Here is a 16,333-nt window from a genome sequence, read left to right as displayed (position 1 = left end):
AAAACCGCATGGCTGCATTGACACTGCAAGGCGTTAAAAAAACCTACGACGGCAAACAGTTCGTGTTGCACGGCATCGACGTCGATGTGAACGACGGCGAATTCGTCGTGATGGTCGGCCCGTCCGGTTGCGGCAAATCGACGTTGCTGCGGATGGTCGCAGGACTCGAGCGCATCTCCGAGGGCAGCATTTCGATCGCCGGCAAAGTGGTGAACGAACTGGAGCCGAAGGACCGCAACATCGCGATGGTGTTTCAGAACTACGCGCTCTACCCGCATATGAGCGTGGCTGAAAACATGGGCTATGCGCTGAAGATCGCGGGCGTCGACCGGGCGCAGATCGCGCAGCGCGTGAACGCCGCCGCGCAGATTCTCGAACTGGAAGCGCTGTTGCAGCGCAAGCCGCGCGAACTGTCGGGCGGGCAGCGTCAGCGCGTGGCAATGGGCCGCGCGATCGTGCGCGAACCGGCCGTGTTTCTCTTCGACGAACCGTTGTCGAATCTCGACGCGCGTCTGCGCGTGCAAATGCGACTCGAGATTCAGCGTCTGCATGCGCGGCTCTCTACGACGAGCCTGTACGTCACGCACGATCAGATCGAAGCGATGACGCTCGCGCAACGCGTGATCGTGATGAACAAGGGCCACGCCGAGCAGATCGGCGCACCGACCGAGGTCTATGAACGGCCGGCGACGGTGTTCGTCGCGGGCTTCATCGGCTCGCCGGGAATGAATCTGCTGCAAGGCCGCGTGTCGGACGACGGTTCCTCGTTCGACATCGCCGGCAACGGGCCGCAACTGCCGCTCGCGGGCGTGGCGTCGATTGGCGGCGAAGTCGCCAAGGGGCGCGAATACACGCTAGGTATTCGTCCGGAGCACATGAGTCCGGGGCAAGCGGATGCGCCGCACGCAACGCTCACCGTCGATTCATGCGAGTTGCTCGGTGCCGACAATCTCGCGCACGGACGATGGGGCAAGCATGACGTGACCGTGCGTTTGCCGCACGCGCATCGGCCCGCGGCTGGCGAGGCATTGCAGGTCGCGTTGCCCGCGCGTCATCTGCATTTCTTCGATTCGACGAGTGGCCGGCGGGTGAACTAAGTTGAGCGCCTCATAACAATACTCACAACTACAAGAACGATCTCTAACGCCATGCAAGGTATTGGTCTTAGAACCGCCCGTGGCGCATCGGTTGCGCTGTTGCTGACGCTATCGTTGAGCATCTCGCCGGCATTCGCGTACGTCGCGCCAGGCACAACGCCCGACGAAGCCGACCTCAGCAATCACAACACCTACACGAATCGCGACGGCAACACGGTACACGCGCCGGCCCGCTCACTCTCGGGCAAGGCGCCCGACGGCGCGACCGCCCGCTGCCGCGACGGCACCTACAGCTTCAGCCGGCACCACAGCGGCACCTGCTCGCGGCACGGCGGCGTAGCAAGCTGGCTGTGATTTCACCGCCGCTGCGCGCGAACTGACACAAGCCGCAAGCCGCGCTACCGCCCGCACTCCCCTGCCGAAGTACAATGCGATTTGCACCCGGCGTGCTCGCGTCGTTGCGCTGAGAGCGTGTTCGACGCCGCCCCGGCACACACCGATTACCGATCCACCCACGGCTGCCCGCCCGAACGCGGCCGGCGTCGTCAACGTCTATCAAGCACACAAGCAAATGGCCCAATACGTCTTCACCATGAACCGGGTTGGCAAGATCGTGCCGCCCAAGCGTCAAATCCTGAAAGACATCTCGCTGTCGTTTTTCCCCGGCGCGAAGATCGGCCTGCTCGGCCTGAACGGCTCGGGCAAGTCGACGCTGATCCGCATCATGGCCGGCGTGGACAAGGACATCGAAGGCGAAGCCACGCCGATGCCGAATCTGAACATCGGCTATCTGCCGCAAGAACCGCAGCTCGATCCGAACAAGACGGTGCGCGAAACCGTCGAAGAAGGTCTCGGCGACGTGTTCAACGCGCAGAAGAAGCTCGATGAGATTTACGCGGCCTACGCGGAACCGGACGCGGACTTCGACGCGCTCGCCGCCGAGCAGGCGAAGTACGAAGCAATTCTCGCGACCACCGACGGCGGCAGCGCCGAACAGCAGATCGAGATCGCCGCCGACGCGCTGCGTCTGCCGGCCTGGGACGCGAAAATCGAACATCTGTCGGGCGGCGAAAAGCGCCGCGTCGCGCTGTGCAAGCTGCTGCTCGAAAAGCCCGACATGCTGCTGCTCGACGAGCCGACCAACCACCTCGACGCGGAATCGGTCGACTGGCTCGAACAGTTCCTCACGCGCTTTCCAGGCACCGTCGTCGCGGTCACGCACGATCGCTACTTCCTCGATAACGCGGCCGAGTGGATTCTCGAACTCGACCGCGGCCACGGCATTCCGTGGAAGGGCAACTACAGCAGTTGGCTCGATCAGAAGGAAGAGCGCCTGAAGCAGGAAGAAGCGTCGGAATCCGCGCGTCAGAAGGCGATCAAGAAAGAACTGGAATGGGTGCGCCAGAATCCGAAGGGCCGTCAGGCGAAGTCGAAGGCGCGTATTGCGCGCTTCGAGGAACTGAACAGCCAGGATTATCAGAAGCGCAATGAAACGCAGGAAATCTTCATTCCGGTCGGCGACCGCCTCGGCAATGAAGTGATCGAGTTCAAGAACGTCAGCAAGTCGTATGGCGACCGGCTGCTGCTCGACAACGTGAGCTTCAAGGTGCCGGCGGGCGCGATTGTCGGCATCATCGGTCCGAACGGCGCGGGTAAGTCCACGCTGTTTCGCATGCTGACTGGCCGCGAACAGCCGGATTCGGGCGAGATCGTCATGGGACCGACGGTGAAGCTCGCTTACGTCGACCAGAGCCGCGACGCGCTGGATTCGACCAAGACCGTGTTCGAAGAGATTTCCGGCGGCGCCGATGTGCTGACGGTCGGCAAGTACGAGACGCCGTCGCGTGCCTACATTGGCCGCTTCAACTTCAAGGGCGGCGATCAGCAGAAGACGGTCGGCAATCTGTCGGGCGGCGAGCGCGGCCGTCTGCATCTCGCGAAGACGTTGATTGCGGGCGGCAATGTGCTGCTGCTCGACGAACCGTCGAACGATCTCGACGTCGAAACGCTGCGCGCGCTCGAAGACGCATTGCTCGAATTCGCCGGCTCGGTGATGGTGATTTCGCACGACCGCTGGTTCCTCGACCGGATCGCGACGCACATTCTCGCGTTCGAAGGCGATTCGCAAATCACGTTCTTCGACGGTAATTACCAGGAGTATGAAGCGGACAAGCGCGCACGCCTGGGTGAAGAAGCGGCGCGTCCGAAGCGTCTGCGGTATAAGCCGATCACGCGTTAAGGTTCACGCGGCGTTAAAGGTACACGGCGTTAAAGGTTCACCGCGTCAGAAGCTGCGCGAAAAGCGGTCTGCTTGTCGGAAGACGAGCAGGCCGCACTTGGCGCAGTTATCCCCTCAGCTTTGCAAACGGTCAGCGTGCGTGCCCGGCACGCTCAGCCGTTCTTCGCAGCAACTCCCTACCCTCCTTCGATACCCTTCACCTACGCCAGACATCGGCGACATGCGACACGGCACACGCATTGCTCCGTTGCGCGTGCTATATGTCGTCCGCGCGACTTGTATTGGACGGCGCGCATTCATCTTGATCACACTGCACGCACGTTGCGGTGACGAGGGAACAAGCATGGCAATGTCGAAGAGCCAACGCTGGATCGTTGCCGCGAGCAGCGTGCTGGTCGTGCTCGTCGTTATTGCATTCGGCCTGCTGCAATACGCGCAGCGCGAAGTGAAAGCGCGAGTAATAGCCGCACTCGGTCCGCTCGGCAGCGCGCAAAGCATCGACGTCGGCGTGACCTCGGTGCACCTCAGTAACGTTCTATTGAGGCCGCCGCCCGGCTGGCCCGCCGGCGATCCGTTGAGAGCGGACGAGATCATCCTGACGCCGGACATCCGCGATCTACTCCAGCGCCGCATGCATATCCGCAGCGTGACAGTGCGCGGTTTCGACATGGCGGTGCTGCGCACGCAAAACGGCACGATCCGTCTGCTGCCGAATCTGCGTCAATCGGTCAACAGCACTAAGGACGACGCAGGTGCCGCATCAGCGAGTTCGATGCCGCGCGACAAGCAGGTCGATCACATCAGTTTCGAGCAGGGCCGCTTTCATTTCTACGACATGACGGTCGGGTCGCCGGCCTACAAGGTGACGGTGAGCGACGCGAACGCGACCGTCGACAACATTCGTCTGCCCGCGCTCACGGAGCCGACCAACGTCAATGTCAGAGGCTCGATCAAAGGGCCGTCGCACACCGGCACGGTGACGTTCAGCGGCTGGATCAAAATCGCCAGCAAGGATTCGCAGACGACCAGCACACTGCGCGGCGTCGACGTCGTCATGCTCGATCCGTATCTCGTTAAGAAAGCCGGCGCGAAGGCGCAAGTGACAAGCGGCACGATCGACATGAGCATCGAGTCGTCAGTGCGCAATTATCAGTTGCACGCGCCCGGCACGATCACGGTTCATCAGTTGCAACTTGCGGACACGGGCAATCCGCTCGACACGTTCATGTCCATTCCGACGAAGGCCGCGGTTGCCGCGCTCAAGGCGCACAACGGCGACATCACGCTGCACTTCGTGCTCGACGGCAACTTGCGCGACCCGAAATTTTCGGTGCAGGAAGGACTGACGACGCGCATCGCCGCTGGCTTCGCGAAAGCGCTGGGCGTCAGCGTGGAAGGCGTGGCGAAAGGCGCGGGCGAAACGGTAAAAGGCCTGGGAAATGCGTTGAAGAATTTGCTGGGGCAGTGAGCGGATCAAACCGCGTGGCGAACACGGCGCGCAAGCGGATGCGTCCAAGCGCTCTGCGTTTGCCACGCGCGTCTAGTCAAACCGGCAACCCCAGTTCGCGCAGCCTCGCTTCGGTCTGCGCGGCGCTGACGTGATGCACGCCGTACCAGCCGAGCGCCGTAGCGGCTGCGGCGTTCTTCGGGTTGTCGTCGATAAAGACGAGTTCGGACGGTTCGATGCCCGGCATTTGCGCGTGAATCCGCTCTAGCATGGCCGCGAAGATGGCCGGATCGGGCTTCACCAGACCTACCCGCCCCGACACGATGATGTCGCGAAAGCGCCGCAGCACCGGGTAGTTTTCCCACGCATAAGGAAAGGTCTCGGCCGACCAGTTCGTCAGGCCGAAGAGCGGCACCTCGGCGGCCTCGAGCTTTTCCATGATCGCGACGCCGTCGTCCAGCACGCCGGCCACCATTTCGTGCCAGCGCTCGTAAAACGCGCGGATCAGCGCTTCGTGATCGGGGAACCGCGCGATGAGTTCGGCCGTGGCCTCGGCGATGGGCTGGCCGCCGTCCTGGCGAACCACCCAATCCATCGAGCACACGTGAGTCAGAAACCAGCGGCGCTCGGCTTCGTCTGGAATCAGTTGCCGATACAGGTACTCGGGATTCCAGTCGATCAGCACGCCGCCGAAATCGAACACCACTGCCTTGATGGCCATGCGCTCTCCGTGGCTATGCTTCGTTAAACGTCGTTATGCGTCGTTATACGGTTGCTGCTCAGACAGGCTGCGTGCGCAGTTCGAGCCACGTCTTCGCGTCGCCGGAAACATGCGGCGCGAGGCGCGTGCGCACCGTCTCGTGATAGCTGTTGAGCCACGCGCGTTCGTCGTCGCGCAGCAGCGACAAGTCGAGGCAGCGCGTGTCGATCGGGCACAGCGTGAGCGTCTCGAACTCGAGGAAGTCGCCGAATTCGGTCTGACCGGCGGGCACGTTCAGCACCAGATTCTCGATCCGCACACCCCACTTGCCTGGCCGGTAGACGCCCGGTTCGATCGACGTGATCATGCCTTCTTCCATCGCCGTCCACGGTTCGGCCGGCGCGTAGTGCGCGATTACTTGCGGGCCTTCGTGAACGTTCAGGAAATAGCCGACACCGTGGCCCGTGCCGTGACCGTAGTCGGCACCGGCTTCCCAGATCGGCGCGCGCGCGATGGCGTCGAGCATCGGCGAGCGGATGCCGCGCGGAAACTTCGCGCGCGACAGCGCCATGGTGCCCTTCAGCACGATCGTGAAATCGCGCCGCTGTGCGTCGCTGATCGTGCCGATCGGCACCACGCGCGTGATGTCGGTCGTTCCGCTCAGATACTGCGCGCCGGAGTCGATCAGCAACAGGCCGTTGCCCTCGATCACCGAATGCGATTCCCGAGTCGCGCGATAGTGCGGCATCGCGCCGTTCGCGTTGAAGCCCGCAATGGTCGCAAAGCTCAACGACACGAAACCCGGCCGACGTGCGCGCGCGGCCGTCAGACGTTCGTCGATAGTGAGCTCGGTGATCGTCTCGCGGCCGAGCGCGCTTTCGAACCACGCGAAGAATTCGGCGAGCGCCGCGCCGTCCTGCTCCATCGTCTCGCGCACGTGCTTCGCCTCGGCTTCGGTCTTGCGCGACTTGAAGAAGGTGGACGGATTGACCGCCTCGACCACCTTCACCGTCGACGGCACCGATTGCAGCGAGCCGTACGTGATGCGGCGCGGGTCGATCAACAAGGTGCTGCCGGCCGGCAGCGCGGCGAGCGCATCGGCCGCTTTCGCGTAGGGCTCGACATTGACGCCGTCGCGCGCGAGCGCTTCGGCGAGCGCGGGCGGCACCTTGCCGTCGGAAACGAAAAGCGACGCGCCGTGTTCGCCGATCAGCGCATGCGCGACGAAAACCGGGTTGAAGCTGACGTCGGCGCCGCGCAGATTGAAGAGCCACGCAAGGTCGTCGAGCGTGGAAATGAAGTGCCACTGCGCGCCCTTTTCCGCCATTGCGCGACGGACCTGTGCGAGCTTTTCCGAACGCGCGACGCTTGCATGCGGCTCGGTGTGTTCGAACACCGCCGCATCGGGCAGCGACGGGCGCTGCGGCCAGATGCCGTCGAACAGATCGACGTCGGTGCGCAGCTTCACGCCGCGCGCCGTGAGCGCCTGAGTCAGAGCGCGCGCCGCCGCCACGCCGAGCACGGCGCCGTCCACACCGACGGTGCCGCCCGGCGCCACGTTTTCAGCGAGCCATTCGAAATGCGGCGCGGTCTGCTGACCACCGGTCATCTTCATGAGCTGAACGCCGCTGCCGGCCAGTTGCGCATTGGCCTGCTCCCAGTAGCGGCTATCGGTCCAGACGCCCGCGAAGTCGGCCGTGACGATCAGCGTGCCCGCCGAGCCGGTGAAGCCGGACAGCCATTCGCGGCCCTGCCAACGCCCCGGCAGATATTCGGACAAATGCGGGTCCGCAGACGGCACGAGGTAAGCGGCGACGCCTTCGCGCGCCATCGCGCTGCGCAAGCCGGCGAGCCGTTCGGGGATGGAGGAAGTTTGGGGAAGTCGGGCATTCATGGAGGTCACCTGCAAGTATTCATCGACGGGAAAGCAAGCCGACCGTCACGGCGACGGCGATCATGGCGACGGCCGTGCACACAGGCCATTCCAGTATCTCGCCGTCATGGAAAAGACCGGTCACATTGCCGGCCATGCGCGAGACGCTCGCGCCCAGCACGCCGGCCAGCAGCGCCACCCATAGGCGGGCGCCTTTCGAGCCGCCGGAGCGGCCGGCGTTGTTCAAGCGGCGCAGCGGATGCAACCACCAACCCGCGAAGCCGATTGCGGCTCCGAGTACGACGATTCCAGCCCAGCCCATCAGCGGATGGACTCGCGCAGTTTCGGATTTGTCTCATGGGCGCGAGGCACAACGACAGCTAGCATTTTTGTCTCTTCTCAAAAAATCAGCACGGCGCTTTCCGCACAGCGGTTGAGTTTAGGGGTCGGGGTGATGTTAGGCAAGCTGGAGGCCTTACGGAAAAGCCTGGTTCCTGGCCGTCGTCAAGTGGATTGCGCGCATGCGAATCGCCCTTATCGAGCCGGACCCGCGGCACGCCCAGTTGGTCACCCGGCTCATGTTCGCCGGCGGCCACGTGTGTCAGCACTTCGCCACGAGCGCCCCGTTCCTCGCGCAAGCCGCGGACCAATTCTTCGATCTGCTGATTACCGAAAACTGGACCGGCGACCATTCCGCCGAAGATGTGATCGCACGCGCCCGCGCGCTCCTGCCGAGCCTGCCGGTCATCGTGATGATGACGGAGCCGCGCGAAAGCCAGATCGTCGCCGTGCTGCACGCGGGCGCCGACGACTGTCTCGCCAAGCCGGTACGCGGCCCGGAAACGCTCGCGCGCGTCGACGCGCTGCTGCGGCGCGCAGGCTTGCGCCGGCCGCCCAATCGACGGCACGACGTGATTCGCGGCTATACGTTCGACGCCGCCAACTTCGCCGTCACGTTCCGCAACCGCGTGGTCACGCTGACGCCGAAGGAGTTCCGCTTCGCGCTGCTGCTGTTCACCAATTTGTCGCGGCCCGGTGTCGCGCGCGCACATCATGGAAACCGTGTGGGCACGGCGCCGCGACGTAAAGTCGCGCACCGTCGACACGCACGCGTCGCGCGTGCGGTCCAAGCTCGAATTGCGCCCGGAATTTGGCTATTCGCTTGCGCCGCTGTACGGCTACGGCTATCAGCTCGACGCATTTTCCGTGGAAGGCGCTGCCGCACCGGCCTGATGGCCGGCATAAGCGGCGCGGGTGCGAGGTGCAGCGAGTAAGAATCGCGAAAACGCTATAATATGGGGCTAAACCATAGCTCCCCAGCATGCAGCTCTTAACGATCGGAATCAATCACCACACAGCGCCTGTCGCCTTGCGCGAACGCGTGGCGTTTCCGCTCGAACAGATCAAGCCTGCACTGGACACCTTCAAGAGCGTCTGGCTCGGCGGCACGGCCCGCTCGGCGCCTGAAGCGGCGATTCTCTCCACCTGCAATCGCACCGAACTCTATTGCGCGACCGACGACCAGGCCGCGCGCGAAGCCGCGATCCAATGGCTGTCGCGGTATCACAACCTGCCCATCGAGGAACTTGCGCCGCACGTCTACGCGCTGCCGCAGTCGGAAGCCGTGCGTCACGCCTTTCGCGTCGCCTCGGGCCTCGATTCGATGGTGCTCGGCGAAACGCAAATCGTCGGACAAATGAAGGACGCCGTGCGCACCGCGTCCGAAGCAGGCGCGCTCGGCACTTATCTGAACCAGTTGTTCCAGCGCACGTTCGCCGTCGCAAAAGAAGTGCGCAGCACGACCGAAATCGGCGCGCAGTCGGTTTCGATGGCAGCCGCTGCCGTGCGGCTCGCGCAACGTATTTTCGACAAGGTGTCGAACCAGCGCGTGCTGTTCATCGGCGCCGGCGAAATGATCGAGCTGTGCGCCACGCACTTCGCCGCGCAGCAGCCCCGTGAACTCGTGGTCGCGAACCGCACGGCCGAGCGCGGCACGCGGCTCGCGGAGCGCTTCAACGGCCGGGCCATTCCGCTGTCGGACTTGCCGACGCGCATGCACGAGTTCGACATCATCGTGTCGTGCACGGCTTCCACGTTGCCGATCATCGGCCTGGGCGCGGTCGAGCGCGCGGTCAAGGCGCGCCGGCATCGGCCGATCTTCATGGTCGATCTGGCGGTTCCGCGCGACATCGAACCGGAAGTCGGCAAGCTGGAAGACGTGTTCCTGTATACCGTCGACGACCTCGGCGCGATTGTCCGCGAAGGGAATGCGTCGCGCCAGGCCGCGGTTGCGCAGGCCGAAGCGATCATCGAAACGCGCGTGCAGAATTTCATGCAGTGGCTCGAGGCGCGCAGCATCGTGCCGGTGATCCGTCACATGCATACGCAAGCCGACGTGCTGCGCCGGGCCGAAGTCGAACGCGCGCAGAAAATGCTCGCGCGCGGCGACGATCCTGCCGCGGTGATCGAGGCGCTTTCGCAAGCGCTGACCAACAAGCTGATTCACGGTCCCACTCACGCGCTTAACCGCGCGAGCGGTGAAAACCGCGACACGCTCATCGAACTGATGGGCGGCTTCTACAAACACTCCGGCTCCTCGGAACGTTAGCGGCGCGCACCGCCTCGTCCGCGCCACCCGCCGGTGGCCTCGCAGTGGCCCGCCACATGCTTCTGTTCCGGGCATCCGCCCATTTTCCTGGTTGCTGTCCTTCCGGAGCCCGCTCCGATACCCGCCCGATGAAAACGAGCATGCAACGCAAGCTCGACCAGCTGACGACACGGCTGGCCGAACTGAACGATCTGTTAAGCCGCGAGGACATCACCTCGAACCTCGATCAATATCGCAAGCTCACGCGCGAACACGCCGAGCTTGGGCCCGTCGTCGAGCAATACGCGCTGTGGCGCCAGGCCATGCACGACGCCGCCACCGCGCAGGAACTGCTGACGGACATCTCCATGCGCGAATTCGCCGAAGAGGAAATTCGCGCGGCGCGTGAGCGCATGGAACAGCTCGGCGGCGAACTGCAGAAGATGCTGTTGCCGAAAGATCCGAACGACGACCGCAACATCTTCCTCGAAATTCGCGCCGGCACCGGCGGCGACGAGTCCGCGCTTTTTGCAGGCGACCTGTTGCGCATGTATTTGCGCTACGCCGAGCGCAACCGCTGGCAGGTCGAGATGATGTCGGCGAGCGAATCCGATCTGGGCGGCTATAAGGAAGTGATCGTGCGGATCGCGGGCGAAGCCGCATATTCGAAGCTGAAGTTCGAGTCCGGCGGCCATCGCGTGCAGCGCGTGCCGGCAACCGAAACGCAGGGCCGCATTCACACGTCCGCGTGCACGGTGGCGGTCATGCCGGAAGCCGACGAGATCGGCGAAGTCGAAATCAATCCGGCCGATCTGCGCATCGACACGTTCCGGGCGTCGGGCGCGGGCGGTCAGCACATCAACAAGACGGATTCGGCCGTGCGCGTCACGCACTTGCCGACGGGCATCGTCGTCGAATGTCAGGACGACCGCTCGCAGCACAAGAACAAGGACCGCGCGCTGAAGGTGCTCGCGGCGCGCATCAAGGACAAGCAGTCGCACGAGCAGCAGGCGAAAGAAGCGGCGACGCGCAAGAGTCTGATCGGCTCGGGCGATCGCTCGGAGCGGATTCGCACCTACAACTTCCCGCAAGGGCGTCTGACAGATCATCGGATCAATCTGACGCTGTATCGCCTCGATGCAATCATGGACGGCGATCTCGACGAACTGATCAGCGCGCTCGTCAGCGAACATCAGGCGGAGCTGCTTGCTTCGCTCGGCGACGCGGATTAAGCGCCGATGACCGCGAACGCGCCGCCCAATCGCGACCAGGCGGCCACGCCCGCGGCGTTGTTGCGCGCCTCGCCGCTGCCGCCGCTCGAAGCGCGCATTTTGCTCACGCATGTGCTCGGCTGGCGCCATACGCAGTTGATCACGCGCGCGGACGAAGCGCTCGACAGCGAGTGCGTCGAGCGTTATCTCGCGTTGCAGGCGCGGCGCGTGGCCGGCGAGCCGATTGCGCAAATTGTCGGCGTCCGCGAGTTCTTCGGGCTTGAATTCGAGGTGACGCCGCATGTGCTGATTCCGCGTCCGGAGACCGAATTGCTGGTCGAAACGGCGCTCACGGCGATGGAAAATCTTCCGCGCCCGCGCGTGCTCGATCTCGGCACCGGCACGGGCGCCATTGCAGTGGCGATTGCGTCGATGCGCCCGGACGCGCAAGTGACCGCGCTCGACCGTTCGGCGGAAGCGCTCGCGGTCGCGGCGCGCAACGCCGCGCGTCTGCTGGATGCGAAGCGGGCAGGCGGCGCCGTGACGTTCGCGCAAAGCGACTGGTACGGCTCGCTGGATACGGCGCTGCGCTTTGACGTGATCGTGAGCAACCCGCCGTATATCGCGAGCGGCGACCCGCATCTGGAGCAAGGCGACTTGCGCTACGAGCCGCGCGGCGCGCTCACCGACGAAGCCGACGGCCTCAGCGCGATCCGCGCGATCGTCGCCGGCGCGCCCGCGCGTCTTGCCGCGCGCGGCGTTCTGTGGATGGAGCACGGCTACAATCAGGCCGAAGCCGTCCGCGAACTTCTGACAGCGCAAGGCTTCGTGGATGTCAGATCGGAGCGCGACCTTGCGGGCATTGAGCGAATCAGCGGCGGGCGGCTTGCCTGAACACGCAGACTTGCTGATATGTCAGCAGGCTCGCTGACGCAAGCCGCCGCAATAGCCGCAACGCGCGGATGGAAAAAGCGGCCGTCGGCCGGTGCGGGCGAAATCCGCTATCATTTCAGCCTATTCCCTACACATACTCGGAACCGCAAGGTCAGTCATGGATACGCAACAACGCATCAAGCAAATCGTCGACGAAAACAACGTCGTGCTCTTCATGAAGGGCAGCGCCCAGTTCCCGATGTGCGGCTTTTCCGGCCGCGCCATCCAGATCCTGAAGGCGTGCAATGTCAACGAGTTCAAGACGGTCAACGTCCTCGAAGACGACGAAGTTCGCCAGGGCATCAAGCAGTTCTCGAACTGGCCGACCATTCCGCAGCTTTATGTGAAGGGCGAATTCGTCGGCGGCTCGGACATCATGATGGAAATGTACGAATCGGGCGAATTGCAGCAACTGTTCGCCGCGGCCTGATCGTCCAGTCCGAAGCTGTTCCTACGAGGCGCCGCCAGTCATGGAAACACGCGCTGCGGCGCCACGCCGGCTGATCGTCGCCATCACCGGCGCGACCGGCGCCATTTACGGCATCCGCTTGCTTCAGACGTTGCGCAAGCTAGGCGGCGTCGAAAGTCATCTGCTGATTTCGAGCGCCGGCTGGCTCAATATCCGGCACGAATTGCAGTTGTCCAAGGAAGACGTGCATCCGCTCGCGGACGTCGTCCATTCGGTGCGCGACGTGGGCGCGAGCATCGCGTCCGGTTCGTTTGCGACGGACGGCATGGTCGTCGCGCCGTGTTCGATGAAAACGCTCGCGAGCGTCGCACATGGTTTCTCCGACAACCTGATCACCCGCGCCGCCGACGTCACCCTCAAGGAGCGCCGCCGGCTCGTGCTGCTGGTGCGCGAAACGCCGTTCAATCTCGCGCATCTGCGCAATATGACGGCGGTGACGGAGATGGGTGGCGTGATCTTTCCGCCCTTGCCTGCGTTTTACAACCAACCAGCGACGATTGACGACATGGTCGATCACACGGTTGCCCGCGTGCTGGATCTGTTTGCGTTGGGACCGGCGCTATCGCCGGCGTGGGCCGGATTACGAGGCGGTGACCAGGAATAATCGGTCGTCCGTCCATCACGATTACCAACCACCGCAAGACAATCAATTCCGCTTTCACCCGTTTATCAAACGACGGTGGGGCTCTATATTGACAGCAACCGAACTTCGTCCGCGCCTCGCAGCGCGTCGCTGCCATGAACCGCTTGCCTTCGCTTTTTCTCTCCCACGGCGCGCCGACGCTGCCGATCGATCCGTCGCTGCCGTCCGCCGAGTTTGCGACGCTGAGCGCGCAATTGCCGCGTCCCGAGTCCGTGTTGATGCTATCCGCGCATTGGGGCACCGCGCAGCCTGTCGCGAGCACCGCCACAAAGCCGGAAACCATCCACGATTTCTACGGGTTTCCGCGCCAGTTATATGAGATCCAGTATCCGGCGCCCGGCGCGGCCGATCTCGCGCGACGCGCCGCCGCGCTGCTTCGCGACAGCGGCATGCACGCCGGCGAAGAGCCGCACGGGCTCGACCACGGCGCATGGGTGCCGATGCTGCTGATGTTTCCGGATGCGGACGTGCCCGTCGCGCAGTTGTCGATCCAACCGCGCCTCGACGCCGCGCATCACTTTCGGGTCGGCCGCGCGCTGCGCGCGTTGAGGGACGACGGCGTGATGGTGATCGGCTCGGGCCAGATCACGCACAATCTGCGCGCCGCCGATTTTTCCGCGCGGCCGGAAGATGCCGACCCGCGCGTCGCCGAATTCACCGACTGGTTCGAAGCACGGCTCGCCGCGCGCGACATCGACGCGTTGCTCGACTATCGCCAGAAGGCGCCGCATGCGGTGCTGATGCACCCGACCGACGAGCATCTGCTGCCGGTCTTCGCAGCGCTCGGTGCCGCCGACGACGATTACTCGCTGGCAATTCAATCGCTCGGCACCTATCAGCGCTCGCTCGCCATGACGAACTACGTGTTCGGCACGGCCTGAGCGCCGGGCCCGACAAAGAACGACTCGCGGCGTCCGCGGCAAAAACAAAAGCCCGCCTGAGCAAAAACTCAGACGGGCTTTTTTAGCATGCAGCCAGGCCATCAACCGCCCGGCGCAGCGCGGCAACTCAATGCGCGCCCATTCCTTCGAGCACTTCGTCGTGCGTCTGACGCTCTTCCAGATACTCCGAGCGATAGCCGCTATTCACGCCCCAGTAATAGAAGACGAGCGAGAACGCGATCACGACCAGCATGTCCCAGCCGTACGGCAGGACGCCACGACCGCCGAACTCCTTGCTGCCGATGAGCGACAGGATCGCCATCACCGGCAAATAGGCGACCAGCCACCACGCCGCCTTCAGGTCGCGGCCCCAGCCGCCGAAGCCCGACTTCGCCTGGAAGTAGAAGTACACCGGCAGCGCGACGACCATCAGCAGAATGATTTCGCCCGTCAGCGGCCACTTCGCCCAGTACAGAATCAGCGACGCGCATACGAACGCGAACGGCGCGATCACTTGCATGCCGGGGATGTGCAGCGGCCGCTCGAGGTCCGTCGCCGCGCGGCGCAGCGCCATCAGGCTGATCGGGCCGGTCAGGTACGAGATCACGGTCGCAACCGAAATCACCGCCGCGAGCGAGCTCCATCCGCGGAAGAAGAACAGGAAGATGAACGAGACCAGCAGGTTGAACCACATCGCCGGACGCGGCACGCCGTAGAACGGATGCACGCTGCCGAAAATCTTCGGCATCGTGTTGTTGCGCTCCATCGCGTAGATCATGCGCGTGGTGGTCGCCATGTAGGTCGTGCCGGTGCCGCTCGGGCTGACGAAGGCGTCGACGTACAGCAGAATCGCGAGCCAGTTCAGGTTCAGCGCGATCGCCAGTTCCGCGAACGGCGAAGCGAAATTGAAGTGGCTCCAGCCCTTCATCACGTCAGTCGGGCTGACGGCGCCGATATACGCGACCTGCAGCAACACGTAGATGACGAGCGCGAGCAGGATCGAGCCGATCACTGCGAACGGCACGCTTTTGGCCGGATTGCGCGCTTCACCCGCCAGGTTGATCGGGCTTTGGAAACCGTTGAATGCGAACACGATGCCGCTTGTCGCGACCGCCGTCAGCACCGCCGACCAGCCATACGGCGCAAACGTGCTCACTTCGCCGAAGTTTTCCTTGTGGAAGCCCGTCAGCATCAGTCCGAGGATGGTCGCGCCCGGAATCAGAAACTTGAAGATCGTGATGGCCGAGTTGGCGCGCGCGAACAGCTTCACGCCCCAGTAGTTCAGCAGGAAATAGATAACTACGAGGACCGCCGAGAGTAGCAGCCCGGTCGTAGTCAACGAGCCATCGACGAATAAAGCATGCGCCCACGGATACGGCCACGTGCTCATGTATTGAATGGATGCTTCGGCCTCGATCGGAATCACCGAAACAATGGCGATCCAGTTGGCCCACGCGCTGATGAAGCCCACCAGCGCGCCGTGCGAATAGCGCGCGTAGCGCACCATGCCGCCCGATTCCGGGAACATCGCGCCCAGCTCGGCGTAGGTCAGCGCGATCGCGAGAATCACGACGGCGCCGATGATCCACGCGCAGATCGACGCCGGGCCCGCGATTTTCGCGGCCTTCCACGCGCCGAACAGCCAGCCCGAGCCGATGATCGAACCCAGGCCGGTCAGCATGAGTGCGAAGGGCCCGATGTTCCGTTGTATAGAACTTTTCACGTCTTCTCCTGTTTCAGAACCACGTCGGCACCCCATGAATCGCGCTTATGACGAGAAAACGGGTGACGCGCATGTATGCGCGACGGTTATCCCAATGGTGCAACCGGCGCGGGCGCGTAGTTTAACGGTTGCACCCGGCGCCTGCAGTGAAACTAAGGGTTCTCCCTAGCAAAAAATCCACCCGCTCCGCAAGCTTTGTAAGCAACTTTTCGGGGCGGTATCGCGAATTTTTGTAAAGTTGGGGGCCGAGTGTTGACCTTCTCTCGAAATCGCCGTATAACGTTCGGGCAGGATTTCAAGCGGCGAGTGAATTGGTCTTTCGTAGTTCGCCCATCAACGGTACTCCGGTTGGTCCCATTACCCCCTTCCTTGATTTTCATGCACTCAACGGGCTTCGGCCTTATTCACCATCTTTTAGGAACAAGTAATATGGAAACCGGAACCGCAAGTGGTCAATGACGCAAAGGGCTTGGCTCATCACCCGGACGGCGGCGCGAAGATCTGTCCCGCATTCTCGGAAATCCGCACGA

The 16,333-nt window shown here is 63.4% G+C and carries 14 protein-coding genes and 1 pseudogene; 11 read left to right on the top strand and 4 right to left on the bottom strand.

The window, feature by feature from the left end; genetic code table 11:
- Positions 1–8 precede the first annotated feature (8 nt).
- From BGRAMDRAFT_RS30495 to BGRAMDRAFT_RS30480, 4 genes are all read left to right on the top strand, one after another.
- A complete protein-coding gene (locus BGRAMDRAFT_RS30495) occupies positions 9–1,097 on the top strand; it encodes a sn-glycerol-3-phosphate import ATP-binding protein UgpC (protein WP_006052768.1) in 1,089 nt (362 codons plus the stop codon).
- 51 nt (positions 1,098–1,148) lie between these two features.
- Complete coding sequence (locus BGRAMDRAFT_RS30490; RefSeq protein WP_006052767.1) at positions 1,149–1,451, top strand: DUF3761 domain-containing protein; 303 nt, start codon at positions 1,149–1,151, stop codon at positions 1,449–1,451.
- 217 nt (positions 1,452–1,668) lie between these two features.
- Positions 1,669–3,336 (top strand): energy-dependent translational throttle protein EttA, encoded by a 1,668-nt coding sequence (ettA, locus tag BGRAMDRAFT_RS30485; RefSeq protein ID WP_006052766.1) that lies wholly within the window; start codon positions 1,669–1,671, stop codon positions 3,334–3,336.
- A gap of 343 nt (positions 3,337–3,679) precedes the next feature.
- Positions 3,680–4,804: a DUF748 domain-containing protein gene (locus BGRAMDRAFT_RS30480; protein ID WP_006052765.1), complete on the top strand. Its 1,125-nt coding sequence runs from the start codon at positions 3,680–3,682 to the stop codon at positions 4,802–4,804.
- Between the two features lie 76 nt (positions 4,805–4,880).
- Here the strand turns inward: BGRAMDRAFT_RS30480 and BGRAMDRAFT_RS30475 are convergent, their stop codons facing one another.
- The 3 genes from BGRAMDRAFT_RS30475 to BGRAMDRAFT_RS30465 are packed head-to-tail and all read right to left on the bottom strand — an operon-like array spanning position 4,881 to position 7,678.
- Positions 4,881–5,504 (bottom strand): HAD family hydrolase, encoded by a 624-nt coding sequence (locus BGRAMDRAFT_RS30475; protein WP_006052764.1) that lies wholly within the window; start codon positions 5,502–5,504, stop codon positions 4,881–4,883.
- Positions 5,505–5,562: 58 nt separating this feature from the next.
- Complete coding sequence (locus tag BGRAMDRAFT_RS30470; protein ID WP_006052763.1) at positions 5,563–7,377, bottom strand: aminopeptidase P family protein; 1,815 nt, start codon at positions 7,375–7,377, stop codon at positions 5,563–5,565.
- A gap of 19 nt (positions 7,378–7,396) precedes the next feature.
- Positions 7,397–7,678, bottom strand: a complete 282-nt coding sequence (locus tag BGRAMDRAFT_RS30465; protein ID WP_006052762.1) for a hypothetical protein — start codon at positions 7,676–7,678, stop codon at positions 7,397–7,399.
- Between the two features lie 199 nt (positions 7,679–7,877).
- Here BGRAMDRAFT_RS30465 and BGRAMDRAFT_RS30460 point away from each other — a divergent pair.
- From BGRAMDRAFT_RS30460 to BGRAMDRAFT_RS30430, 7 genes and pseudogenes are all read left to right on the top strand, one after another.
- Positions 7,878–8,589, top strand: a pseudogene (locus BGRAMDRAFT_RS30460) (response regulator transcription factor).
- A gap of 88 nt (positions 8,590–8,677) precedes the next feature.
- Positions 8,678–9,964, top strand: coding sequence for a glutamyl-tRNA reductase (gene hemA, locus BGRAMDRAFT_RS30455; protein ID WP_006052760.1), 1,287 nt, complete (start codon positions 8,678–8,680; stop codon positions 9,962–9,964).
- 128 nt (positions 9,965–10,092) lie between these two features.
- Positions 10,093–11,175 (top strand): peptide chain release factor 1, encoded by a 1,083-nt coding sequence (gene prfA / locus BGRAMDRAFT_RS30450; RefSeq protein ID WP_006052759.1) that lies wholly within the window; start codon positions 10,093–10,095, stop codon positions 11,173–11,175.
- A gap of 6 nt (positions 11,176–11,181) precedes the next feature.
- Positions 11,182–12,048, top strand: coding sequence for a peptide chain release factor N(5)-glutamine methyltransferase (gene prmC / locus BGRAMDRAFT_RS30445; RefSeq protein ID WP_006052758.1), 867 nt, complete (start codon positions 11,182–11,184; stop codon positions 12,046–12,048).
- Positions 12,049–12,205: 157 nt separating this feature from the next.
- Complete coding sequence (gene grxD, locus BGRAMDRAFT_RS30440) at positions 12,206–12,517, top strand: Grx4 family monothiol glutaredoxin (RefSeq protein ID WP_006052757.1); 312 nt, start codon at positions 12,206–12,208, stop codon at positions 12,515–12,517.
- 40 nt (positions 12,518–12,557) lie between these two features.
- Positions 12,558–13,160, top strand: a complete 603-nt coding sequence (locus BGRAMDRAFT_RS30435; protein WP_006052756.1) for a UbiX family flavin prenyltransferase — start codon at positions 12,558–12,560, stop codon at positions 13,158–13,160.
- 134 nt (positions 13,161–13,294) lie between these two features.
- Positions 13,295–14,080, top strand: a complete 786-nt coding sequence (locus BGRAMDRAFT_RS30430) for a DODA-type extradiol aromatic ring-opening family dioxygenase (protein WP_006052755.1) — start codon at positions 13,295–13,297, stop codon at positions 14,078–14,080.
- Between the two features lie 127 nt (positions 14,081–14,207).
- Here the strand turns inward: BGRAMDRAFT_RS30430 and BGRAMDRAFT_RS30425 are convergent, their stop codons facing one another.
- Positions 14,208–15,803, bottom strand: coding sequence for an APC family permease (locus BGRAMDRAFT_RS30425; protein WP_006052754.1), 1,596 nt, complete (start codon positions 15,801–15,803; stop codon positions 14,208–14,210).
- Positions 15,804–16,333: the final 530 nt, after the last annotated feature.

The organism is Paraburkholderia graminis C4D1M (assembly GCF_000172415.1).
GTDB lineage: Bacteria > Pseudomonadota > Gammaproteobacteria > Burkholderiales > Burkholderiaceae > Paraburkholderia > Paraburkholderia graminis.
Note: the sequence above shows the minus strand (reverse complement) of the source record. Positions and strands in the feature narration are given on the sequence as shown.

What these genes read in the sequence shown, in the direction of transcription:
- BGRAMDRAFT_RS30475 (WP_006052764.1), bottom strand. Translation starts at nt 5,504, where the DNA reads ATGGCCATCAAGGCAGTGGTGTTCGATTTCGGCGGCGTGCTGATCGAC.
- BGRAMDRAFT_RS30430 (WP_006052755.1), top strand. Translation starts at nt 13,295, where the DNA reads ATGAACCGCTTGCCTTCGCTTTTTCTCTCCCACGGCGCGCCGACGCTG.
- hemA (WP_006052760.1), top strand. Translation starts at nt 8,678, where the DNA reads ATGCAGCTCTTAACGATCGGAATCAATCACCACACAGCGCCTGTCGCC.
- BGRAMDRAFT_RS30490 (WP_006052767.1), top strand. Translation starts at nt 1,149, where the DNA reads ATGCAAGGTATTGGTCTTAGAACCGCCCGTGGCGCATCGGTTGCGCTG.
- prfA (WP_006052759.1), top strand. Translation starts at nt 10,093, where the DNA reads ATGAAAACGAGCATGCAACGCAAGCTCGACCAGCTGACGACACGGCTG.
- BGRAMDRAFT_RS30480 (WP_006052765.1), top strand. Translation starts at nt 3,680, where the DNA reads ATGGCAATGTCGAAGAGCCAACGCTGGATCGTTGCCGCGAGCAGCGTG.
- BGRAMDRAFT_RS30495 (WP_006052768.1), top strand. Translation starts at nt 9, where the DNA reads ATGGCTGCATTGACACTGCAAGGCGTTAAAAAAACCTACGACGGCAAA.
- BGRAMDRAFT_RS30470 (WP_006052763.1), bottom strand. Translation starts at nt 7,377, where the DNA reads ATGAATGCCCGACTTCCCCAAACTTCCTCCATCCCCGAACGGCTCGCC.
- prmC (WP_006052758.1), top strand. Translation starts at nt 11,182, where the DNA reads ATGACCGCGAACGCGCCGCCCAATCGCGACCAGGCGGCCACGCCCGCG.
- BGRAMDRAFT_RS30435 (WP_006052756.1), top strand. Translation starts at nt 12,558, where the DNA reads ATGGAAACACGCGCTGCGGCGCCACGCCGGCTGATCGTCGCCATCACC.
- BGRAMDRAFT_RS30465 (WP_006052762.1), bottom strand. Translation starts at nt 7,678, where the DNA reads ATGGGCTGGGCTGGAATCGTCGTACTCGGAGCCGCAATCGGCTTCGCG.
- ettA (WP_006052766.1), top strand. Translation starts at nt 1,669, where the DNA reads ATGGCCCAATACGTCTTCACCATGAACCGGGTTGGCAAGATCGTGCCG.
- grxD (WP_006052757.1), top strand. Translation starts at nt 12,206, where the DNA reads ATGGATACGCAACAACGCATCAAGCAAATCGTCGACGAAAACAACGTC.